The sequence below is a fragment of the Stenotrophomonas sp. SMYL86 genome (genome assembly GCF_036320025.1).
In the GTDB taxonomy this organism is placed as follows: domain Bacteria; phylum Pseudomonadota; class Gammaproteobacteria; order Xanthomonadales; family Xanthomonadaceae; genus Stenotrophomonas; species Stenotrophomonas maltophilia_A.
Map to the genome: position 1 here is coordinate 1 of NZ_JAWIRU010000033.1, position 21,149 is coordinate 21,149.

Annotated in this window: 18 protein-coding genes; 9 read left to right on the top strand and 9 right to left on the bottom strand. The window is 67.2% G+C overall.

Going from position 1 to position 21,149, the window contains the following annotated elements; genetic code table 11:
• Positions 1 to 541 precede the first annotated feature (541 nt).
• Together pdxY and V3B64_RS21540 are read left to right on the top strand one after the other, a co-directional pair.
• Entirely contained in the window at positions 542 to 1,450 is a 909-nt protein-coding gene (gene pdxY, locus V3B64_RS21535; RefSeq protein WP_329914940.1) for a pyridoxal kinase, read from the top strand.
• The gene (locus V3B64_RS21540; RefSeq protein WP_329914942.1) at positions 1,447 to 2,571 is read left to right on the top strand and encodes a prephenate dehydrogenase; all 1,125 of its coding nucleotides are present in this window, start codon (positions 1,447 to 1,449) and stop codon (positions 2,569 to 2,571) included. Before pdxY ends, V3B64_RS21540 begins: the two co-directional genes overlap by 4 nt.
• A gap of 266 nt (positions 2,572 to 2,837) precedes the next feature.
• Here V3B64_RS21540 and V3B64_RS21545 read toward each other — a convergent pair whose 3' ends face one another.
• The 5 genes from V3B64_RS21545 to V3B64_RS21565 all read right to left on the bottom strand — a co-directional run bounded on the left by V3B64_RS21545 (position 2,838) and on the right by V3B64_RS21565 (position 7,024).
• Complete coding sequence (locus V3B64_RS21545; protein ID WP_005409247.1) at positions 2,838 to 3,032, bottom strand: hypothetical protein; 195 nt, start codon at positions 3,030 to 3,032, stop codon at positions 2,838 to 2,840.
• A 70-nt stretch (positions 3,033 to 3,102) separates the two neighbouring features.
• Positions 3,103 to 4,875: an ABC transporter transmembrane domain-containing protein gene (locus tag V3B64_RS21550; RefSeq protein WP_049425150.1), complete on the bottom strand. Its 1,773-nt coding sequence runs from the start codon at positions 4,873 to 4,875 to the stop codon at positions 3,103 to 3,105.
• Positions 4,868 to 5,464 carry a YigZ family protein gene (locus V3B64_RS21555; RefSeq protein WP_049400110.1) on the bottom strand — a complete coding sequence of 199 codons (597 nt, stop codon included), beginning with the start codon at positions 5,462 to 5,464 and terminating at the stop codon, positions 4,868 to 4,870. Before V3B64_RS21555 ends, V3B64_RS21550 begins: the two co-directional genes overlap by 8 nt.
• Positions 5,465 to 5,504: 40 nt before the next feature.
• Positions 5,505 to 6,509 carry a hypothetical protein gene (locus tag V3B64_RS21560; RefSeq protein ID WP_329914944.1) on the bottom strand — a complete coding sequence of 335 codons (1,005 nt, stop codon included), beginning with the start codon at positions 6,507 to 6,509 and terminating at the stop codon, positions 5,505 to 5,507.
• Positions 6,506 to 7,024 carry an RNA polymerase sigma factor gene (locus V3B64_RS21565; RefSeq protein ID WP_229301232.1) on the bottom strand — a complete coding sequence of 173 codons (519 nt, stop codon included), beginning with the start codon at positions 7,022 to 7,024 and terminating at the stop codon, positions 6,506 to 6,508. Before V3B64_RS21565 ends, V3B64_RS21560 begins: the two co-directional genes overlap by 4 nt.
• A gap of 247 nt (positions 7,025 to 7,271) precedes the next feature.
• On the opposite strand from V3B64_RS21565, the gene V3B64_RS21570 reads away from it, so the two are divergent.
• On the top strand, positions 7,272 to 10,112 hold the full coding sequence (locus tag V3B64_RS21570) for an EAL domain-containing protein (RefSeq protein WP_049400107.1): 2,841 nt from the start codon (positions 7,272 to 7,274) through the stop codon (positions 10,110 to 10,112).
• A gap of 19 nt (positions 10,113 to 10,131) precedes the next feature.
• Here the strand turns inward: V3B64_RS21570 and V3B64_RS21575 are convergent, their stop codons facing one another.
• Together V3B64_RS21575 and V3B64_RS21580 are read right to left on the bottom strand one after the other, a co-directional pair.
• Positions 10,132 to 10,725, bottom strand: coding sequence for a TIGR00730 family Rossman fold protein (locus tag V3B64_RS21575; RefSeq protein ID WP_032128301.1), 594 nt, complete (start codon positions 10,723 to 10,725; stop codon positions 10,132 to 10,134).
• Positions 10,726 to 10,967: 242 nt separating this feature from the next.
• On the bottom strand, positions 10,968 to 12,464 hold the full coding sequence (locus V3B64_RS21580) for an aminotransferase class III-fold pyridoxal phosphate-dependent enzyme (protein WP_107432449.1): 1,497 nt from the start codon (positions 12,462 to 12,464) through the stop codon (positions 10,968 to 10,970).
• A gap of 210 nt (positions 12,465 to 12,674) precedes the next feature.
• Between V3B64_RS21580 and queA the strand changes: the two genes are divergently transcribed.
• On the top strand, positions 12,675 to 13,742 hold the full coding sequence (gene queA, locus V3B64_RS21585; protein ID WP_329914946.1) for a tRNA preQ1(34) S-adenosylmethionine ribosyltransferase-isomerase QueA: 1,068 nt from the start codon (positions 12,675 to 12,677) through the stop codon (positions 13,740 to 13,742).
• 77 nt (positions 13,743 to 13,819) lie between these two features.
• Here the strand turns inward: queA and V3B64_RS21590 are convergent, their stop codons facing one another.
• Entirely contained in the window at positions 13,820 to 14,536 is a 717-nt protein-coding gene (locus tag V3B64_RS21590; protein ID WP_121503049.1) for an SDR family oxidoreductase, read from the bottom strand.
• Between the two features lie 83 nt (positions 14,537 to 14,619).
• Here V3B64_RS21590 and V3B64_RS21595 point away from each other — a divergent pair, with 83 nt between their 5' ends.
• Positions 14,620 to 15,513: a LysR family transcriptional regulator gene (locus V3B64_RS21595; RefSeq protein WP_121503050.1), complete on the top strand. Its 894-nt coding sequence runs from the start codon at positions 14,620 to 14,622 to the stop codon at positions 15,511 to 15,513.
• Positions 15,514 to 15,548: 35 nt separating this feature from the next.
• Here the strand turns inward: V3B64_RS21595 and V3B64_RS21600 are convergent, their stop codons facing one another.
• Complete coding sequence (locus V3B64_RS21600) at positions 15,549 to 15,959, bottom strand: hypothetical protein (RefSeq protein ID WP_329914948.1); 411 nt, start codon at positions 15,957 to 15,959, stop codon at positions 15,549 to 15,551.
• Positions 15,960 to 16,145: 186 nt separating this feature from the next.
• Here V3B64_RS21600 and tgt point away from each other — a divergent pair, with 186 nt between their 5' ends.
• From tgt to secF, 4 genes are all read left to right on the top strand, one after another.
• On the top strand, positions 16,146 to 17,276 hold the full coding sequence (gene tgt / locus V3B64_RS21605; protein ID WP_125895585.1) for a tRNA guanosine(34) transglycosylase Tgt: 1,131 nt from the start codon (positions 16,146 to 16,148) through the stop codon (positions 17,274 to 17,276).
• 134 nt (positions 17,277 to 17,410) lie between these two features.
• Positions 17,411 to 17,755, top strand: coding sequence for a preprotein translocase subunit YajC (gene yajC / locus V3B64_RS21610; protein WP_005409257.1), 345 nt, complete (start codon positions 17,411 to 17,413; stop codon positions 17,753 to 17,755).
• A 61-nt stretch (positions 17,756 to 17,816) separates the two neighbouring features.
• Positions 17,817 to 19,673, top strand: coding sequence for a protein translocase subunit SecD (secD, locus tag V3B64_RS21615; protein ID WP_329914949.1), 1,857 nt, complete (start codon positions 17,817 to 17,819; stop codon positions 19,671 to 19,673).
• 15 nt (positions 19,674 to 19,688) lie between these two features.
• Positions 19,689 to 20,669, top strand: coding sequence for a protein translocase subunit SecF (gene secF, locus V3B64_RS21620; RefSeq protein ID WP_071228983.1), 981 nt, complete (start codon positions 19,689 to 19,691; stop codon positions 20,667 to 20,669).
• Positions 20,670 to 21,149 lie beyond the last annotated feature (480 nt).

Consider the following 21,149-nt stretch of genomic DNA (forward strand, 5'->3'; position numbering starts at 1 on the left):
GGCAACGGCAACGTCAAATTCAAAAGCTGGCTTTCCGTGGGTTGGCGGGGGGGGGGGGGGGGGGGGGGGGGGGGGGGGGGGTGGGGGGGGGGGCGGGGGGGGGGGGGGGGCGGGGGGCGCGCCCCCCCCCCCCGCCCCCCCCCCCCCCCACCCCGCCTTCGACAGATTCCCGCGGTCTGTCGGAACGGGGTACTGCTCTGGTGGGTGTCGACCTTGGTCGACACGGATGAATTCGTTCGATATCTGACAGATGTGTCGACCAAGGTCGACACCTACCAACAGCCGCGCGGAACAACAGGCGCAGTTACCAACAGCCGCGTGAACCTGTCGAAGGTGGGGCGGTGTCGGATTGCGGGGTGTCAGCGGCATGGATGCCGCTGCCAAGCCTACAAGGACGTACTTGCGGCGTCCCCGCACTCCGACACCGCCCCGCCACCCCACGGAATGCCGCTTTGGCTTCGGCCGTTGCGGTTGCCGTTGCATTGAGCAGGTGCAGGGCTGCAAGCCCTGCCGAAAACCCCCTTGGGCGTAGAATGCGGGCATGAGCGAATCCCTTGATAACCACCTGGTCCACGGCCGCCGCCAGCGGCCGGATGGTCCGTCGCCGATCGATGTCATCTCGGTCCAGTCGCAACTTGTCTACGGCCACGCCGGCAACAGCGCCGCCGTACCGCCGATGCGCGCACTCGGCGTGCGCGTGGCGGAGATCCCGACCGTGTTGCTGAGCAACGCGCCGTTCTACGACACCACGCGCGGTCGCGTGCTGCCCGCCGACTGGTTCGCCGACCTGCTGCTGGGCACCCACGAGCGCGGCCTGCCGCAGCGGGCGAAGATGCTGGTTTCCGGTTACTTCGGCAGCACCGCCAACGGTGCCGCCTTCGCCGACTGGCTGGACAACATCCTGCCGGTCTGTCCGCAGCTGCGTTACTGCCTGGATCCGGTGATTGGTGACACCCACACCGGCCCCTACGTGGAGCCGGGCCTGGAAGCGATCTTCGCCGAGCGATTGCTGCCGCATGCCTGGCTGGTGACCCCGAACGCCTTCGAACTGAATCGTCTGACCGGTATGCCGGCACTGGCCGAGGCTGATGCCATCGCCGCCGCGCGCACGCTGCTGGACCGTGGCCCGCACTGGGTGATCGCGCACAGCGTGGGCGGTAACCCGGGTGAGCTGGTGACCCTGGCGGTCGGTCGCGAGGAAACCTGGCGCTGGACTTCGCCGCTGCTGCCGGTGGACGTGGCCGGCACCGGTGACGTGCTGATGTCGCTGGTGGTGTCGTTCCTGTTGCGAGGTGAATCGATGCAGCAGGCGATTTCGCGTGCGATTGCCGGTACCCATGCGGCGCTGGAGGCGACTCTGGACAATGGCTTCGAAGAGTTCGACGTGATCGCGGCGGCGCCTGCCGCACTGGCCGAAGGCACGCGCTTCTGCGCTGAACGCGTGGCATGAGCGGTCTGCACGAACGCACGCCGCGCACGGTCGGCATCGTCGGCAGTGCCGGCGCCTATGGGCGCTGGCTGAGCCGCTTCTTCCAGCAGCACATGCAGCTGCAGGTGATCGGCCACGATCCGGCCGATTCGGACTCGCATACGCCGGAACAGCTGCTGACGCAGGCCGACGTGCTGGTGTTCTCGGCACCGATCCGGCATACGCCGGCTCTGATTGCCGAGTACGTGCGGCAGTCGGCCGGCCGTGAGCAGGACCGGCTGTGGCTGGACGTGACCTCGGTGAAGGAAGCGCCGGTGCAGGCGATGCTGGCCTCTCAAGCCGAAGTGGTCGGCCTGCACCCGATGACCGCGCCACCCAAGGCGCCGACCCTGAAGGGCCGGGTGATGGTGGTCTGCGAAGCGCGCCTGCAGCACTGGCAGCCGTGGGTCGATACGCTGTGCACGGCGCTGCAGGCCGAGTGCGTGCGCGCCACGCCGCAGCACCACGACCAGATGATGGCGCTGGTGCAGGCGATGGTGCATGCCACCCACCTGGCCCAGGCCGGCGTGCTGCGCCAGTACCAGCCGCAGCTGGGCGATCTGGCCGCGATGATGCCGTACCGTTCGGCATCGTTCGAGCTGGACACGGCGATCATCTCGCGCATCCTGTCGCTCAACCCGGCGATCTACGAAGACATCCAGTTCGGTAACCCGTACGTGGCGCCGATGCTGGAACGGCTGGTCGGCCAGCTGCAGGCCCTGCAGGCGCAGGTCGGGCAGGGCGACGACCGTGCGCGTGGTGAATTCCGCGAGCAGCTGCTTTCGGCCAACCGCAGTGCCTTCGGCGAGCAGGCGCTGGCGGACGGCAACTACACCTTTGAACGCGTGGGTTATCTGCTGGCTGACCTGACCGAGCGTAATGCGTTGTCGGTGCACCTGCCGGAAGACCGGCCCGGCTCGCTGCGTGAGCTGCTGAACGTGTTCGAGCAGCATCGCATCAGCCTGGCTTCGATCCATTCCTCGCGCACGCCCGGTGGCGAAGTGCATTTCCGCATCGGGTTCGTGGCCGGCAGCGATGCGGCGGCGATCACCCGGGCAGCAGCCGACGTGGACGCCAGCGGCATCGGGCGGGTACTGGGCTGAATTCATCCACAGGCGGTGTGGATGGTTCCTGAGCAAACGTGTGGATAACCTTGCTCAGGCCTTGCCAGCCAAGGCTGTCAAGATGCTTGGCCAAAAAATGATCACGCCTTTTGTAGAGTCGAGCCATGCTCGACCGCCTTGGGCAAAAGGCGTGTCGACCAAGGTCGACACCTACCAGAGGCAAGAAAGCGGGTCGATCAAGGTCGACATCCGCCAGAGCGGGGCGATACGAAATCGGGCAGCGGCGGGGTCATGCCCGGCGAACCTCAGATCGTCAGCCGCAGCTCGCCGCCACTGGTGGTGAACTCGCGGCCATCGCGCACCAGCGGCCGCCCGTCATCCAGTTCGTAGCGTGGCGTGGCTTCGGAATGGTGCCCGCTGCCATTCGCCTCGGGCTTGAACTCGATGATGATGTGGCTTTCGCCGTTGCTGTCGACAGCGGGGAACTGACGGAACGACATCGTGCACCTCCTTCAGCGGATGCGGCTGTTGCGCGACCAGCTTGGCCGCGCCGATGTTAGCCGGACGTCATCAATCGATGAACTGCAGGCGCGCAAGTTCAGCGTACAGTCCACCTTCGGCCAGCAGCTGTGCGTGCGTGCCCTCGGCGACGATGCGGCCCTGGTCCATCACCACGATGCGGTCGGCCTTGAGCACGGTGGCCAGGCGGTGGGCAATGACCAGTGTGGTGCGGCCCGCCATCAGCCGTTCCAGCGCTTGCTGCACGCTGTGCTCGCTCTGCGCGTCCAGCGCGCTGGTCGCTTCGTCCAGCAGCAGGATCGGCGCATCCTTCAGCAGCGCACGGGCAATCGCCACACGCTGCTGCTGGCCACCGGACAGGCGGGCACCGCGCTCGCCCAGCTCACTGTCATAGCCCTGCGGCAACGCGCGCAGGAAGCCATCGGCCTCGGCGGCACGCGCGGCAGCCTCGACTTCGGCGTCGCTGGCCTGCAGGCGGCCATAGCGGATGTTGTCGCGCGCACTGGCAGCGAACAGCGTCGGCTGCTGCGGCACCAGCGCCAGCTGCGCACGCAGCTCGGCCGGGTCGACCTGGCGCACGTCGATGCCGTCCACGTCGATGCGGCCGCTGGCTGGATCATGGAAGCGCAGCAGCATCGAAAGCACCGTGCTCTTGCCCGCCCCCGACGGACCCACCAGCGCCACGGTCTCGCCGGGGTGCACGTGCAGGTTGAAGTGATCCAGTGCGGCCTGGTCCGGTCGCTGCGGATAGTGGAACACCACGTCGTCGAACCGGATCTCGCCATGCAGCGGCTGCGGCAGCGCGCGCGGCTGTGCCGGCGCGCGGATCTCGATGTCTTCCTGCAGCAGTTCGCCGATGCGGCCCATGCCGCCGGCCGCGCGCTGCAGTTCGTTCCACACTTCGGCCAGCGCGCCCACCGAGCCGCCACCGATCAATGCATACAGCACGAACTGGCCCAGCGTACCGGCGCTGAGGCGGCCGTCGATGACGTCGTGCGCGCCCAGCCACAACACACCGACGATGGCGCCGAACACCAGCAGGATGGCGCTGGCGGTGACCAGCGACTGTGCGCCGATGCGGCGACGGGCGGCGCCGATGGCATCACCGAGTGCCTTGTCGAAGCGCCCGCGCTCGTACGGCTCGCGTGCATGTGCCTGGACCGTGCGTACCGCACCCAGGGTTTCACTGGCCAGGCTGTTGGCATCGGCGATGCGGTCCTGGCTGTTGCGTGCGACCGTGCGCAGCTTGCGCGCGCCGATGATGATCGGCAGCACCGCCAGCGGAATGCCGAGCAGCGACCATGCGGCCAGCCGCGGGCTGGTGACGAACAGCATTGCCAGGCTGCCGATGACGGTGACCGTGCTGCGCAGCGCCACGGACATGGTCGAGCCGACCACGCTGCGCAGCAGTTCGGTGTCCGCGGTCAGGCGCGAGACCAGCTCTCCGCTGCGGCTGCGGTCGTGGAAGCCGGCGCCCAGCTGGATCAGGTGGGCATACAGCTGGCTGCGCAGGTCAGCCACGACCTTTTCACCCAGCAACGATACGAAGTAGAAGCGCGCGGCCGTGCCCAACGCCATGACGACCGCCACCAGCATCAGCAGGGCGAAGGCACGGTTGATCTGGCCGCCGCTGCTGAAACCGTGATCGATCATCTGCTTCACCGCCGGAGGCAGGCTCAGCGTGGCTGCAGAAGACACCGCCAGGGCCAGCAGCCAGGCGGTGAACAGGCCGCTGTGGCGGCGCACGAACGGCCACAGCGTGCGCAGGCTGCCGAGGCGCCGCAGCGGCGGGGTCGAAGCGGGGGCGTCGTCCTTGTCAGTCATCCTGGTCGTCGTCTTCTATGCGGATACGGTCACGGGTGGCGTCGCGCAGGCGGATTTTCAATGCGTCGACCTGATCGGCAGGCAATTCGATCCGCAGGCACACACCATTGGCATCGAACTGTTCATCGCGCTTTTCGGCACCGAAGGCGGGCAGGGTGGCATGCAGGGTACCCAGGTCCTCGAAGCCGGCCAGCAGCTGCAGCCGGGCCATCGCCACCAGCGGCAGGCGCGGGGCGGTGCGCAGGCACTCGGCGGCGGCGCCGCCGTAGGCGCGCACAAGGCCACCGGCACCGAGCTTGATACCGCCGAACCAGCGCGTCACTACCACCATCACCCGGTCGAAACCCTGGCCGTCGATCGCCGCCAGAATCGGACGTCCCGCCGTGCCGGCCGGCTCGCCATCGTCGCTTGAGCGATAGTCCTGCCCGTGCCGGTAAGCCCAGCAGTTATGGGTGGCATCGGCCACCGCGACCTGCTGCAGGAACGCCATGGCCGCTGCAGCGCCATCGATCGGCGCGGCATGGGCGATGAAACGGCTGTGTTTGACTTCCAGCGTGTGGCTGACCGGCTGGGCGAGAGTATCGAGCATTCCCGTCATTCTACGGGGTTGCCGGGTATTCCCGTCCGCTTCAGTCGTCCAGCAGCGGGCGCAGGTCGCGCGGCAGGCGTGCTTCCGGGTACTGCTGCATGTAGCGCTCCAGGCTGGCACGGGCCAGATCGCGCTGGCCGTCGTCGCGTCGTGTACGGATCTTCTGCAGCCACTGCCGGCGCGGCAGTCGTGCGTCAGCGTCCACCTCGGCCTGCACGGCATCCGCGCTCAGGCCCGCATCGCTGCCGCGGCGCATGATGCCAGGTGCGGAACGGCTGGGAGCCTCGCGCTTCATCGAGGTGATTTCTACCCGGTCCAATGCCGGGGCCTGTTCGGCCTGCACGCTGTTGGACTCTGGCGTGCCTGCCGAGCGCGCCTTCAGCGAACCACTGGCGACAACCGGCGCCATCAGCGGCGCGGGTGCCGAGTAGGCGGTGGGAGCCGGAGGCGCAGGGGGGGCTGCTGCCGGCGCTGCGGCCGGAGCGGGCGGCAGGGCCGCAAAGGAGGTATCGGCGGCCGCATCCGCAGCCATCGATCGTGCAGCCTGGGCCGGCGCTTCAGCGGTCTCGGCCGGCGCAGGCTTGCTTGCGCGCGCGATGGCCGGTGCCGGGGCAGCGGCAACCGGGGCTGCCTCGGGTGCTGCGGGCGCAGCGGCCGGTTCCGCAGTCGCCACCGCGCTGTCGGCTGCACTGCGCTCAGCGGCCTGATCGGCAGCCGCGACGTCTTCTGCCGCAGCCGGTGCCGCCGCAACAGCGGCCTCGCCCGCCGGAATCGGTGGCGGTTCCGGACGCAGCTGCCAGGCGATGCCGATGGCGAACACCATCGAAGCGGCGATGCCGAACACCGCCGGCCAACGCGGGCGTGTGCGCTGCGTACGTGGTGCTTCGGGAGAGGCGACCGCATCGGCAGCCGGAGCGTCCATGGCAGCGCGGGCCGCGGCCAGGATGGCGGCGTCCAGTGCGGCGGGCGGTGCCTGTTCGGCGCGACGGCCGAGCAGCCGGGCCAGCTCGCGTTCTTCCGGCGTCAGCGGTTCGTCTCGGTTCATGCGTTCAATCCCGCACGCAGCTTGTCCATCGCATAGCGCAGCCGCGATTTCACGGTTTCCCGGCCTACGCCGGTGATCTGGCCGATCTCCTCCAGGCTCAGTTCCTGATCCAGCCGCAGTTGCAGCACTTCGCGCTGTTCCGGCGGCAGTTGTTCCATCGCCAGCTGGATGCGGCGACGTTGTTCGAATTCGGAAAGCTCGCCTTCCGGGGTCTGTCCATCCTCGATCGCGGCCAGGCGCAGGTCGGCATCGGCCGGGGCAGCCGGCCGGTGGCGGGCGGCGCGCCAATGGTCGTTCAGGCGGTTGTGGGCGATGCGGAACAGCCAGGTGCTGAACGCCGCGTCCGGTTGCCACCCCGCACGGGCGCTGATCACCCGCTGCCAGACGTCCTGGAAGATCTCCTCGGCCAGCGCGTTGTCGCGCAGTTGCCGCAGCAGGAAGCCGAACAGGCGCTTGCGATGGCGCGCATACAGGCTTTCAAACGCGCGCAGGTCGCCACCGGCCCAGGCCAGCATCAAGGCTTCATCGGTTGGCAGTGCGCTGGCTTCCACGGCGTACAGGGTAAGGCCTGCAGGCGATGGCGCATAGCCGGTGGCGAGGGCGGGCAGGGCGAGGGTCATGGCTCGGAAGGGGCTACGGTCAGCAGGAAAAACGTACGGGCGCACGATTCGGGGTTTACGGGCTTCCATTGCCCCCCGGGTGGCGCGCTATGCTCGGCGGCTCAGGGGAGGCGACGCACTGACGGCGCCAAGAGATTGTCATTTGTCCACGCATGCTGAACCGGCGGAAGAGCCACCACACGAGGCCGTGCTGAGCACGGCGCTGGTGCGCGCGTTGCATGCGCTTCTGCCGGAAACGGCCGTGGTCCGCGTCGGCTGGGATGACCCGCAGCTTGGCCGTGGCCAGGGGGCCTGGCCGAGGGCGGCTGCCGGAGGTGATGCGGCAGCGCCAGGCGTGGGCGATGGCCAGCACGGCTGGGAACATGATGGGGCGCGCCTGCTGTTGTCGGTGGAAGGCGCGGTGCCTTCGCCTGCATGGTGGGGGGTTGCCCGGCAGGCGATGGAGCTGGCGCTGCAGCGCGGCCGCCAGGCCGGCCAGATCAAGGCGCTGGAAGAGGCCGAGCGGTTGCAGCAGGCCTTGTTCCAGATTGCAGATCTGGCCGGTGCCGACCTGGAAATGCCCGAGATGCTGCGCCACGTGCATGGTGTGCTGGGCACGCTGATGTATGCCGAGAACTGCTACATCGTGGAATACGACGATGTGCGCGACCAGATCCGTTTCCTGTACTTCGCCGATCAGGTCGATGATTTCGTCGCCGATCCCACGCAGAGCCATGACGCCAGCGAGATGCCGCGCAGCCTGACCGTGGCGTTGCTGCGTCATGGCAAGCCGCTCAGTGGTCCCTCGCGCGAACTGCTGGCGCAGGTGATGGAGCAGGAGCACGACCCGCAACGCGGGCCCGAAAGCCTGGATTGGCTGGGCGTGCCGATGCTGCGCGATGGCCGCGTATGCGGTGCCATCGTGGTTCAGAGCTATGAGCAGGCGGCCCGCTATGGCGAGGCCGAGCGCGCATTGCTGGGCTTCGTTGCGCAGCACGTGCAGACCGCGATGGACCGGCGCCAGGCGCAGGTGCGGCTGGAGCAGCAGGTGGCGCGGCGCACCCAGGAACTGCAGCGCGCCAATCACAGCCTGCAGGACGAGGTTGCCGAGCGTCGACGCGCCGAACAGCTGCAGACCGCCCTGTACAACATCGCCGAGATGGCGATGTCGGCCGACAGCCTGGCGCAGTTCTACGGACAGGTGCATGGGGTGGTCGGGCGCCTGCTCGACGCTCGCAATTTCTACATCGCCCTGGTCAACCCGGCCGGCAACGGCCTGGACTTCGTCTATTCGGTGGACGAGCACAATGCCAGCCGCGCGCCGCGACCGTTCAGCCGCGGCCTGACCGAGTACGTCGTGCGCAACCGGCGGCCACTGTTGGCATCACGCGCGCAGATCGATGCGCTGCTGGCCAGTGGCGAAGTGCGTGAATCCGGTGCGCGCTCGCACTGCTGGCTGGGCGTACCGCTGCTGCGCGACGACGAAGTGGTCGGCGCGATCGTGGTGCAGAGCTACAGCGAGAACAGCATTTTCAGCGTGCATGACCAGCGCCTGCTGACCTTCGTCGCGCAGAACATCGGTACCGGCCTGGCCCGTCAGCGCGACCAGCAACGGCTGCGCTCGGCGCATGCCGAGCTGGAGAAGCGCGTGGAGGAGCGCACGCGCGAACTGGCCGAGGTCAACGAAAAGCTGCTCGGCCAGATCGGCGAGCGCCTGCGTGCCGAACAGCGCCTGACCCACCAGGCCATGCACGATGCGCTGACCGGGCTGCCCAACCGCCTGCATCTGCTGGACCGCCTGCAGGATGCGCTGGCCCTGGCCAAGCGTGAGGGCGGCCCGGTGTTCGCCGTGCTGTTCCTCGATCTGGACCGCTTCAAACTGGTCAACGACAGCATCGGCCATGCCGCCGGCGATCGCATGCTGGTGGAAGTGGCCAAGCGCATCGTATCGATGGCCGGCACCGAGGACGTGGTGGCCAGGCTGGGCGGTGACGAATTCGCAGTGCTGCTGCAATGCCCGCAGGGCCTGGCCCAGGCCTTGGACTTTGGCCAGCGCCTGCTGCTGGCGCTGCAGGAATCGATGTGGATCGCCGGGCGCGAACTGTTCCCGTCCGGCAGCCTGGGCATCGCGCTGTGGAACCCCCGCTACCGCACCGGCGAAGAGCTGCTGCGTGATGCCGACGCGGCAATGTACCGGGCCAAGGCGCAGGGCCATGACCGCTGTGCGATCTTCGACGAAGACATGCGCGAGCAGGCCATGCGCAGCCTCGATCTGGAAGCCGACCTGCGTCGTGCGATCAACAACCGCGATTTCGTGCCGTTCTACCAGCCGATCGTGCGCCTGTCCGATGGCGAGGTGGTGGGCCACGAGGCGCTGCTGCGCTGGCAGCATGAGCGCCGCGGCCTTCTGCTGCCGGGGGCGTTCCTGGAGCTGGGCGAGGAAAGCGGCCTGATCGAGCAGGTCGACTGGCTGATCTACGAACAGGTGATTGCCGGCCTGGCCGAGGGCGGGCAGAGCTACGTCTCGGTGAACGTATCACCGCGCCATTTCCGCTCCGCCGGGTTCAGCGGCCGCCTGTTCGGCCTGCTGGATGCATGTGGTGCCGATCCGCGCCGGCTGCGCCTGGAGATCACCGAGGTCGCACTGCTGGATGACGGCCCGCACACGCTGCGCATCCTGCAGGGCCTGCGCGAGCGCGGCATCCAGGTGCAGCTGGACGATTTCGGTACCGGCTTCTCGGCGCTGTCCTACCTGCACCGTTTCCCGATCAGTACGCTGAAGATCGACCAGAGCTTCATCGCCGGCCTGCATGGGCCGGAAGTGCAGAGCACGCGGGCGCTGGTCGAGGGCGTGCTGTCGTTGGCGCGTACGCTGGGCATCGAGACCATCGGTGAGGGCATCGAAACCGAGGCGCAGCGGCAGACCCTGCGCGAACTGGGTTGCGACTACGGCCAGGGCTATCTGCTGGGGCGGCCCGCACCGTGGAGCTGCGCGGCGGTCTGAGCCGCCGCGCAGGAAAGCATCAGCGCAGGGCGGCGCGACGCTTTTCGTCGATCCACTTCGAGGCCTGCGCTGGCTTGTAGTTCTTCATCCACTCCAGCATCTCTTCGATATCCGAGCCGTACCACAGGTCCTGGCGCTGGTCCGGGTGCAGGAAGCGCTCTTCCACCATGCGGTCGATCATGCCGATCAGCGGGGCGTAGAAACCTTCCACGTCGAGGAAGGCGCACGGCTTGTTGCCGATGCCAAGCTGACGCCAGGTCAGCATCTCGAAGATCTCTTCCATGGTGCCGAAGCCGCCGGGCAGCGTGACGAAGCCATCGGCGAGGTCGAACATGCGCGACTTGCGCTCATGCATCGAACCGACAATTTCCAGTTCGGTCAGGCCGCGGTGGGCCACTTCCCAGTCGGCCAGCTGGCGCGGGATCACGCCGGTCACTTCGCCGCCGGCCGCGAGCACGGCATTGGCCACGGTTCCCATCAGGCCGACATTGCCGCCGCCGTACACCAGGCGCATCCCGTCGCGGGCGATGCGGTCGCCCAGGGCAAGGGCGCGTTCGGTATAGGCCGGCTTGCTGCCAGCGTTGGAACCACAGTACACACAGATCGATTTCATGGATCTTCCTGTCTTTTGGCCGGAAACGAAAACGCCCCGTCGCCGACCGCAGGGCGGTCAGGGACGGGGTGTCTATGGAGTATGGACCTTCGCGGTTGCCGTCTGTAGAGCCGAGCCACGCTCGGCTGCCCTTCGTTCAGACCGCGGTGGGCCCCTGTAGAGCCGAGCCATGCTCGGCTGCTCTTCGTTCAGATCGCGGCTACGGCTGAGTCGAGCAAGCTCGACTCTACAAAGAACGGGGCTTACGCCGCCGCTGCCTGCTCGCGGCGCGGGCCTTCACGCAGCGCGCGGCCGACCATCCCCACCAGCAGGTCCAGCTCTTCGCTGTCCATGCCGAAGTGCGGAGTGAAGCGCAGCGAGTTCTCGCCACCGTGAATCACGTTGATGCCGTGCTGGCGCAGCCATTCCTCGGTGGAGTTGGCGCCGTAGCACTTGAACTGCGGCGCCAGCTCGCAGGAGAACAGCAGGCCGGTGCCCTGCACCTTGGTGATCAGTCCGCCCAGCTCGTTCTTCAGCTGCTCCAGCTTGCGCACGGCCTCGGCACCACGCTCGGCGATGTTGGCGCGCACCTGCGGGGTCAGCTGGGCCAGAGTGGCGCAGGCCACGTCCAGCGCACGCGGGTTGCTGGTCATCGTGTTGCCATAGATGCCCTTGCGGTACAGCTGCGCGGCATGCTCGGTCACCGCCAGCACCGACAGCGGGTACTGCGCGGCGTTGAGTGCCTTGGAGTAGGTCTCCATGTCCGGCGGGTCCAGGCCTTCGAAGCCCGGGTAATCGACCACCGAGAGCACGCCATGCGCACGCAGGCCGGCCTGGATCGAGTCGAGCAGCAGCAGGCTGCCATGGGCACGGGTCAGTTCGCGGGCAACGGCATAGAACGACGGCGGCACCGAGCGGCCCGGGTCGCCTTCGCCCATCACCGGTTCCAGGAACACCGCCTCGATGAACCACTGGTTGCGTGTGGCATCCTCGAACACCTTGCGCAGGCCGGCTTCGTCGTAAGGCGCCACGGTGATCACCGAATCCTCGCCACGGTAGCTGGCCAGGTGCTGCATGTAGCTCTTGCGGCTGGAGTCCGAATAGAGGGCAGGGCGGTCGGTACGGCCGTGGAAGCTGCCCTTGACCACCACGCGCTTGATCGCAGCACCGGCGTGGCGTGCGCCCGGGTCGGTCTGCAGCTTGGCGTTGACGTCGGCGATGCGCGCGGCCAGGCCGACCGCCTCGGAACCGGAATTCAGGCACATGAAACGGGCGAACGGGCAGCCGCCACGGCGGTGGCCGATCTCGGCGCGCAGAGCGGTGATGAAGCGCTGCTGCGACAGGCTGGGGGTCATGATGTTGGCCATCACCTGCGGGCGGGCCATCGCCTCCAGCACGGCGTCCGGGGTGTGCCCGAAGCCGAGCATGCCGTAGCCGCCGGCGTCGTACAGCACGGCGCCTTTCAGGGTGACCACCCACGGGCCGCGCGCAGCCAGTGCCACATACGGGGTCACCGCGTCATCGGCATAGAAATTGACGAAACCGTCCTGCATCGCGTCGATCTGCGCCTGTTCGTCCTGCGCCAGCAGCGGCCCCAGGTCGGCCTGCACGCGCGCGAATTCCTCGGCGGCGGCGTCCACCGCGGCGATCAGCTGCGGGTGGTTGGCGGACAGGGCGGTCAGGGTGGCATCGTCCAGGCCGGAGGTGAGGCGGGTGCCGGGCTGGTTGCGCAGGGGGGCGAGGCGTTCGATGAAGCTCATTGCAGATCTCCTGAAACAATGGGTCGCACGGGTCTTCAAAAGCAAAACGCGCGTCATCACGCGCGCTTGGGGCAGGCTCGTGCAGCGGACTTCCGACTCGATGCTAGCACTTGTTTTTTTGCGCGATAACCCCGCAGAAACCTGCTGCATAGCAGCATTTTGCGCGACGTTAGCCGCGAAGCACGCCGGCTCGCAGACGCTGGACGTACAATGCGCGCCATTGTCGACCTGTTGCCGCCCACTGCCTTGAAGAAGTCCGATTTCAACTACGACCTGCCGGCTGAACTGATCGCGCAGGCGCCCCTGGCCGAACGTTCCGCAAGCCGCCTGCTGCTGGTGCCGCAAGCCCCCGCCGCGTTCACCGACCTGCAGGTGCGTGACCTGCCGTCGCTGCTGCAGCCGGGCGATCTGCTGGTGTTCAACGACACCCGGGTGATCCCGGCGCGCCTGTTCGGGCAGAAGGCCAGTGGCGGCCGCGTGGAGATTCTGATCGAGCGCCTGCTGGGTGGCCAGCAGGCCCGCGCGCAGGTGGGCGCCAGCAAGTCGCCCAAGGCCGGCAGCCGCATCGCGCTGGATGCCGGTGGCGAAGCCGAGGTGCTGGGTCGCGATGGCGAGTTCTACGTGTTGCAGTTCCATGTGCCGGAATCACTGGAACAGTGGCTGCTGCATGCCGGCCGCCTGCCGCTGCCGCCCTATATCCAGCGCGAGCCGGGTGTGGATGACCGCGAGCGCTACCAGACCGTGTTCGCGCGTGAAGTGGGCGCGGTGGCCGCGCCGACCGCCGGCCTGCATTTCGACGAACCGCTGCTGGCCGCATTGAAGGACAAGGGCGTGGACTTCGGCCACGTCACCCTGCACGTGGGTGCGGGCACCTTCCAGCCGGTGCGTGCCGATGACCTGAAGGACCACGTGATGCACCGCGAGTGGCTGAATGTCGGTGCCGAGCTGGTGCAGCAGGTGCGGCGCACGCGTGCCGCCGGCGGCCGGGTGATCGGCGTCGGCACCACAGTGGTGCGCGCGCTGGAAAGCGCGATGCGCGATGGTGAGCTGCTGCCGTTCGCCGGCGAGACGCAGATCTTCATCACCCCGGGCTACCGCATCCGCAGCGTCGACGCGATGGTGACCAATTTCCACCTGCCGGAAAGCACGTTGCTGATGATGATTTCCGCGTTCGCCGGCAAGGAGCGCGTATTCGAGGCCTACCAGCACGCGATCGAGCAGCGCTACCGCTTCTTCAGCTACGGCGACGCGATGCTGCTGTTCCCGCAGGCGGGCTGACGATCAATCCGGCGGGTGCGCACATGGGCCTGGTGGGCCTGGTGGGTGCGCACCGTTGGTGCGCACATTGTCCGGCCTCAACGCAACACATACCCGCTGTCCGGGTACAGGGTCGACCCGGTCATTGATGGGTTGCCCAGCAGAAAAAGCGCCGCATCGGCCGCATCTTCCACGGTGCCGACCCGGCGCAGCAGGGTCACCTCGGCATAGTGTGCAAACGCCGCCTCGCGCACCGCCGCCGGTCGGTCCTGCCATAGTTCGCCGTCCAGCGTGCCCGGCGAGATTACATTGACCCGTCGCGGCGCCAGTTCCGTGGCCAGGGCGCGGCCCAGCCCTTCGATGGCGCTGTTGCAGGCGGCATAGGCCGCCGCGCCGTTGACCGGACGCGCACCGGCGGCACCGGCCACCAGCACGATGGATGCCTCGGCCGCCAGATGGGGCAGGGCGGCATGCACGGCCCAGTACTGCGGCCAGAACTTGCCATCGAACGGGCTGCGCGCGAGCGCGGCATCGTCGTCGGCGAATGGCCCGACCTGGTAGCTCGCACCGGGAGTGAACAGGGCATCGATCGTGCCGGTGGCCGCGAAGAGCGCCTGCAATGACTCGCGCGAGGTGGCGTCGACCGGAATCGCCCGCGCATCGTGGCCGATCTGCTGCTGCGCCTGCTGCAGGCGCTGCGGGTCACGCCCGCCGATGATCACCCGCGCACCCTGCGCGGCCGCCTGCCGTGCCGCACGCAGGCCGATGCCCGAGCTGCCGCCGATGATGACCAGGGTCTTGTTCGCCAATGACATGAGGGGAATTCCACTGTGAGGTGTGACCACGCTAGCTGCCGCATGCGTGACAATGGGTCACCTTTGGCGTGACGGGTGGGAACATGGGCAATGACGAGGTGTTGTCAGGCCTGCGCGCCTTCGTGGCGGTGGCCGATGGTGGCAGCTTCAGTGCCGCAGCCCAGCGCCTGGGCATTTCACGCTCGGCGGTGAGCAAGGCGGTCAGCCGGCTGGAAGAGCGTCGGCGGGTGCGGTTGCTGGAGCGCAGCCAGCGCCAGCTGCGCCTGACCGAGGCCGGCGAGGCGTTGCTTGTCTACGCACGGCGCGCGCTGGACGCCTTGGCGGCGGCCGAAGAGGCGCTGGGCGCCGGGGCAGGGGCGGCGGCCGGCCGGGTCCGCCTGAGCACGCCGCCGCTGCTGGGGCGCTTGTGGCTGATGCCGGCGCTGTTCGCGCTGCGCCAGCGCCATGCCGGGCTGGTGTTCGATATCGAGTTCTCGACCCGGGCCAGCGAGCTGGTTGCCGAGGGCGTGGACCTGGCACTGCGGGTCGGTGCGCTGCCGGACCGGGCCGAGTGGGTGGCGCGCCGGCTGGGCCGACAGCCAACCGTGCTGGTGGCAGCCCCGGTCTACCTGGACAACCACGGGCTTCCGGCCGCGGCGGGCGACCTGCACGCCCACACCTGCCTGCTGCAGTCGCGGGCAGGTGGCTGGCCGTGGTTGTCGCAGCCGTTGCAGGCGCGCGAACAGATCGCGCTGGGCGACAGTGCGGCGCTGTGCGAGGCCGCCCTGGCCGGGCAGGGCATTGCCCTGCTGCCCCAGTGGCTGGCCGCCGAGCACCTGCAGTCGGGTGCGCTGCGGCCGGTATTGGCGCGCGAACGCCCGCCCGTGCTGCCGATCCAGCTGGTCTGGCCGCGCGGGGAACACCTGCCACGGCGGGTGCGGACGATCATCGACGCACTGGCGGCGGCGATGGCGGCGGATGCGCGTTTTTCGGGGTGAGTGGGGATCCCGCTCTTCATCCCGGCAGAAGGCATTCAGCCAACTTCAATTCGACACTCTTCAAGCGCAAATGACTGGTCTTCTGAGATTTTCAGGCGGTGGCCTTCAATGCGAGCCAAGCCAATGCCGCGTGCCTTGGCTGCGGCTTCAACAGCCTTGCGCCAACCGTCCAGGTCGCCATGGAAGGTCAGGCACTGGTAGCACTGGCCGTTGGGGGCAACGATTCGGCAGCTGTCGGATACGATGCCGCCGTGGCTCGCGACAATCTCTCCAGCAGAGTCCAGCAGTAGATCGAACTGACTTGTAGCACCGCTCGTTTCGTCATCTTCGTAATAGATGACCTCCACTCCGGCCACGCGGTTGATGCCCGGCGCGATTCGATCTACTCGTTGCTCGATTCTTCCCCCAAGAATCGTTTCTAGTGCCTCGCGGTTGTTTGTGTTCATTCTGGGCCGCACTTCCTGACGAGATCGCCTGTCGGGTCGATTTTGGAGTGGTAACAGGTCAGGACCAAGGCCAGATGCGACAACCCAGCAGTCATGTCGCGAGGATATCGGTCCGTTCAGGCCTGAATGGGCGGTCGCCCCGGTTTTGGGAGACAATGGGCGACTATTTGCCTTAATGACCGCTCCATGTCCCGACTGCAGTTCCAGCTCAAGACCCGCGACGGCCGTGCCCGCCGTGGCCGCCTGACCTTCCCGCGTGGCACGGTGGAAACGCCGGCCTTCATGCCGGTGGGAACCTATGGCTCGGTCAAGGGCATCCTGCCGGACCAGGTGCGTGCGCTGGGTGCCGAGATCATCCTCGGCAACACCTTCCACCTGTACCTGCGCCCGGGCCTGGACATCATCGCCGACCACGGCGGCCTGCACGGCTTCTGCCGCTGGGATGGCCCGATCCTGACCGATTCGGGTGGTTTCCAGGTGTTCTCGCTGGCCCACCGCCGCAAGATCACCGAGCAGGGCGTGACCTTCGCCTCGCCGACCGACGGCGCCCGCGTGTTCCTGGGCCCGGAAGAGAGCATGAAGATCCAGAAGGTGCTCGATTCGGACGTGGTGATGATCTTCGACGAGTGCACCCCGTACCCGGCCACCGAAGACGTTGCCCGCCGTTCGATGGAGCTGAGCCTGCGCTGGGCCCAGCGCAGCCGCAACGCGCATGACGAGCTGGGCAACGACGCGGCCCTGTTCGGCATCGTCCAGGGCGGCGTGCACACCGACCTGCGCAGCCGCTCGGCCGATGCCCTGCAGGCGATCGGTTTCGACGGCTATGCCATCGGCGGCCTGGCCGTGGGCGAGCCCGAAGACGAGCGCAACGCCATGCTCGACCACTTGGACCCGGAACTGCCCGCCGACCGCCCGCGCTACCTGATGGGTGTGGGCCGGCCGGAGGACCTGGTCGAGGGTGTCGCACGTGGCGTGGACATGTTCGACTGCGTGATGCCGACCCGCAATGCGCGCAACGGCCACTATTTCACCTCGTTCGGCACCGTTCGCATCCGTAATTCCCAATACGCGCGCGACATGGACCCGATCGAGCCGGGTTGCGGCTGCGTGGCCTGCACCGGCGGCTACACCCGGTCCTACCTGCGCCACCTGGACCGCTGCAACGAGATGCTGGCGCCGATGCTGGGCACCCTGCACAACCTGTTCTATTACGAAAAGCTCATGGCCGACATCCGCGCGGCGATCGAGGCGGGAACCTTCCTGGCCTTCCGTGAGTCTTTCTACGCGGCACGCGGGGCGGTCGCGCCGCCCCTGTAACCCGAACACCCCCTGCCAAACGGCCCAAGGACGAACGCCCGGGGCCGTGGCATACTTCAAGGCTGACCCAGATCCGCGGTCGACACCCCGTGCCCGTGAAAGGGCCGGAGCGCCGCCCAACCAAAGGACCAACGATGAACCTGCTTGCCTTCCTGATTCCCGCCGCCCACGCCCAGGCCGCCGGCGGCCAACCGCAGGGCATGGGCCTGACCACGCTGCTGTTCCCGGTCATCCTGATCGCCATCATGTACTTCCTGATGATCCGCCCGCAGATGAAGCGGCAGAAGGAGCACAAGGCCATGCTGGAGAAGATCAAGCGTGGCGACGAAGTGCTGACCAACGGCGGCATCGCCGGCATCGTCACCGACATCGGCGACAACTTCATCACCATTGAAGTGGCGGACAACGTGCGCATCCGCGTGCAGAAGGGCGCTGTCGGCAACGTGCTGCCGGCCGGTACCCTGAAGTCGGCCCAGTAAGCCACTCCCTTTCCGATGCACAACCGCGGCGCCGGGGATGGCGCCGCGCGGGACCCAAGCAATGCTCGAATTTCCACGCTGGAAGTACGTCGTCATCCTGATCGTACTGGCGCTCAGCGCGCTGTACGCGCTGCCCAACATCTACCAGAAGGACCCGGCCCTCCAGATCACCGCCAACCGTGGCGGCCAGATCGACGATGCGCTGCGTGACCGTGTGCTGGCCGACCTGAAGACGGCCGGTGTCACCACCATCGGTGTCGAGAAGGAAGGGGAAAGCCTGATTGTCCGCCTGCCGGACCTGAAGGCGCAGTCCGCTGCCAGCGACGCCCTGCGTGACACCATCGGCGAGAAGTACACCGTGGCCCTGAACCTGGCCTCGACCGTGCCGGACTGGCTGGCCAACCTGGGCGGTCGCCCGATGGTGCTGGGTCTGGACCTGCAGGGCGGCGTGCACTTCGTGCTGCAGGTCGACCAGAAGGCTGCCCTGGACAAGCGCCTGGATGCCTACGCCGAAGACGTGCGCAGCACCCTGCGTGATGCGCGCATCCCGTACCAGTCGGTGGAACGCCGCGCTGACAACAATATCGTGGCCAACCTGAGCCCGTCCGCCGGTGACGATGCCGCGCAGCGTGCCCGCACCGCCCTGGTGAAGGCGCAGCCGACTCTCGGCTACGACGTCAGCGGCAATCGCATCACGGTGACCGTGCCGGAAACCGAGATCACCCAGATCGCCAACGGCGCCATCGAGCAGAACATCAATACCCTGCGCAACCGCGTGAACCAGCTCGGCGTGTCCGAGCCGATCATCCAGCGCCAGGGTGCCGACCGCGTGGTGGTGCAGCTGCCGGGCGTGCAGGACACCGCCGAAGCCAAGCGCATGATCGGTGCCACCGCTACCCTGGAATACCGGGCCGTGGTGGACGGTAATGCACAGGACGCCATCAACTCCGGGCGCATTCCGCCGGAAGCGAAGGTCTACCAGCGTCGTGATGGCGGTGGTCCGGTCCTGCTGAACAAGCGCGTGATCGTCACCGGTGACCAGATGGTCGGCGCGCAGGCGGTGACCGATTCGAACAGCGGCTCTCCGGCGGTCAGCGTGACGCTGAACAATGTCGGCGGCCAGCGCATGTTCGACTTCACCAGCGCCAACGTGAACAAGCCGATGGCGGTGGTCTACACCGAGCGCGTGCCGACCGTGACCGTCGTCGACGGCCAGGAAGTGCGTGGCTTCAAGGTCAACGAGGAAGTGATCTCGGTGGCCAACATCAACGGCGTGTTCGGCAAGAACTTCCAGACCATCGGTCTGCAGAAGAAGGAAGCCGAAGACCTGGCCAAGCTGCTGAAGTCGGGCTCGCTGGCCGCGCCGATGGACTTCGTTGAAGAGCGCGTGGTCGGCCCGAGCCTGGGCGCCGAGAACGTCAAGAACGGTATGCGCGCCGTGGTGTTCGCATTCCTGTTCACCCTGGTGTTCTTCAGCGTCTACTACCGCATGTTCGGTGTGATCACCTCGATCGCGATGCTGTTCAACCTGCTGATCGTGGTGGCGGTGATGTCGCTGTTCGGCGCGACCATGACCCTGCCGGGCTTCGCCGGCCTGGCGTTGTCGGTCGGCCTGTCGGTGGACGCCAACGTGCTGATCAACGAGCGTATCCGTGAAGAGCTGCGTGCCGGCGTGCCGGGCAAGACCGCGATCGTGACCGGTTACGAGCGTGCCTCGGGCACCATCCTCGACGCCAACCTGACCGGCCTGATCGTCGGTGTGGCGCTGTTCGCATTCGGTACCGGTCCGCTGAAGGGCTTCGCGCTGACCATGATCATCGGTATTTTCGCCTCCATGTTCACCGCGATCACCGTGTCGCGTGCGCTGGCGACGCTGATCTACGGCCGCCGCAAGAAGCTCCAGAACGTGGCCATCTGACGGGACGACACGCACATGAAACTGTTTCCGCTGCACATCCTCCCGAACGACACCAAGATCGACTTCATGCGCTGGCGCCATGTCGCGATGGTCGTCACGGTCATCGTGTTCCTGGCCTCGGTTGCCATCATCGGCTTCAAGGGCTTCAACTACGCCCTGGACTTCACCGGCGGCACCCTGATCGAAGCCCGCTTCGACAAGGCGGTGGACGTCGAGCAGGTCCGTACCAAGCTCGAGGAAAGTGGCTTCGACGGTGCCCAGGTGCAGAGCGTCGGTGGCAACACCGATCTGCTGATCCGCCTGGCCCCGCACGGTGAGCACGCTGCCGGTACCGGCGACGCCGCGCACGAGGACAAGGCCACCGCCGCCGCCGTGGTGAAGGCACTGTCCACCGCCGACAACCAGGCCACCGTGCTCCGCAACGAGTTCGTGGGCCCGCAGATCGGCAAGGACCTGGCGATGAATGGCCTGTACGCCACCATCTTCATGCTGGCCGGCTTCCTGATCTACATCGCGGTGCGCTTCGAATGGAAGTTCGCGGTCACCGCCAGCATCGTGGCGATGTTCGATCTGATCGTGACGGTCGCTTACGTGTCCCTGCTGGGCCGTGAGTTCGACCTGACCGTGCTGGCCGGCCTGCTGTCGGTGATGGGTTTTGCGATCAACGATCTGATCGTGGTCTTCGACCGCGTCCGCGAGAACTTCCGCAGCCTGCGCGTGGACTCGATGGAAGTGCTGAACCGTTCGATCAACCAGACGCTGTCGCGTACGGTGATCACCGCGGTGATGTTCTTCCTGTCGGCGCTTGCCCTGTACATGTACGGCGGCAGCTCGATGGAAGGCCTGGCCGAGACGCACATGATCGGTGCGGTGATCGTAGTGCTGTCCTCGATCCTGGTGGCGGTGCCGATGCTGACGATCGGTTTCCTGCGCGTCAGCAAGCAGGACCTGCTGCCGAAGGCGAAGGACATCGAGGCCCTGGCCCGTCGCCCGTAAGCACCCGCTGCACGCAGCACACAGAGAACCCCGCGCAAGCGGGGTTTTTTGTGTGCAGGGCTTGCAGCCCTGCACCCGCGGTAGTGCCGGCCGCTGGCCGGCAACAGCAATAGCAACAGCGGGCATTCCGTGGGATGGTGGGGCGATGTGGATTGGCAGGACACGCCGTAAACCCATCCATGGGGGCTCGATGGCGCCATCCATGGCGCCAACGGTCCTGCCAACCCACATGGCCCCACCTCTGACAGATTCCTGCGGCTGTTGGATCGCGCGGCTGTTGGTAGGTGTCGACCTTGGTCGACACATCTGTCAGATATTGAATGAGTTCATCCATGTCGACCAAGGTCGACACCTACCAGAGCAGGATGCCGTTCCGACAGATCGCGGAAATCTGTCGAAGGCGGGGTGGGTCCGGTTGCGGGGGTGTCCGCGGCATGGATGCCGCGGCCAAGCCTCCATGGACGGATTTACGGCGTCCCC

Bases quoted from the DNA above. Each gene is read 5' to 3' on its own strand.
- pdxY (WP_329914940.1), top strand. From the start codon at position 542: ATGAGCGAATCCCTTGATAACCACCTGGTCCACGGCCGCCGCCAGCGG.
- V3B64_RS21540 (WP_329914942.1), top strand. From the start codon at position 1,447: ATGAGCGGTCTGCACGAACGCACGCCGCGCACGGTCGGCATCGTCGGC.
- V3B64_RS21545 (WP_005409247.1), bottom strand. From the start codon at position 3,032: ATGTCGTTCCGTCAGTTCCCCGCTGTCGACAGCAACGGCGAAAGCCAC.
- V3B64_RS21550 (WP_049425150.1), bottom strand. From the start codon at position 4,875: ATGACTGACAAGGACGACGCCCCCGCTTCGACCCCGCCGCTGCGGCGC.
- V3B64_RS21555 (WP_049400110.1), bottom strand. From the start codon at position 5,464: ATGCTCGATACTCTCGCCCAGCCGGTCAGCCACACGCTGGAAGTCAAA.
- V3B64_RS21560 (WP_329914944.1), bottom strand. From the start codon at position 6,509: ATGAACCGAGACGAACCGCTGACGCCGGAAGAACGCGAGCTGGCCCGG.
- V3B64_RS21565 (WP_229301232.1), bottom strand. From the start codon at position 7,024: ATGCTGGCCTGGGCCGGTGGCGACCTGCGCGCGTTTGAAAGCCTGTAT.
- V3B64_RS21575 (WP_032128301.1), bottom strand. From the start codon at position 10,725: ATGAAATCGATCTGTGTGTACTGTGGTTCCAACGCTGGCAGCAAGCCG.
- V3B64_RS21580 (WP_107432449.1), bottom strand. From the start codon at position 12,464: ATGAGCTTCATCGAACGCCTCGCCCCCCTGCGCAACCAGCCCGGCACC.
- queA (WP_329914946.1), top strand. From the start codon at position 12,675: ATGCGCGCCATTGTCGACCTGTTGCCGCCCACTGCCTTGAAGAAGTCC.
- V3B64_RS21590 (WP_121503049.1), bottom strand. From the start codon at position 14,536: ATGTCATTGGCGAACAAGACCCTGGTCATCATCGGCGGCAGCTCGGGC.
- V3B64_RS21595 (WP_121503050.1), top strand. From the start codon at position 14,620: ATGGGCAATGACGAGGTGTTGTCAGGCCTGCGCGCCTTCGTGGCGGTG.
- V3B64_RS21600 (WP_329914948.1), bottom strand. From the start codon at position 15,959: ATGAACACAAACAACCGCGAGGCACTAGAAACGATTCTTGGGGGAAGA.
- tgt (WP_125895585.1), top strand. From the start codon at position 16,146: ATGTCCCGACTGCAGTTCCAGCTCAAGACCCGCGACGGCCGTGCCCGC.
- yajC (WP_005409257.1), top strand. From the start codon at position 17,411: ATGAACCTGCTTGCCTTCCTGATTCCCGCCGCCCACGCCCAGGCCGCC.
- secD (WP_329914949.1), top strand. From the start codon at position 17,817: ATGCTCGAATTTCCACGCTGGAAGTACGTCGTCATCCTGATCGTACTG.
- secF (WP_071228983.1), top strand. From the start codon at position 19,689: ATGAAACTGTTTCCGCTGCACATCCTCCCGAACGACACCAAGATCGAC.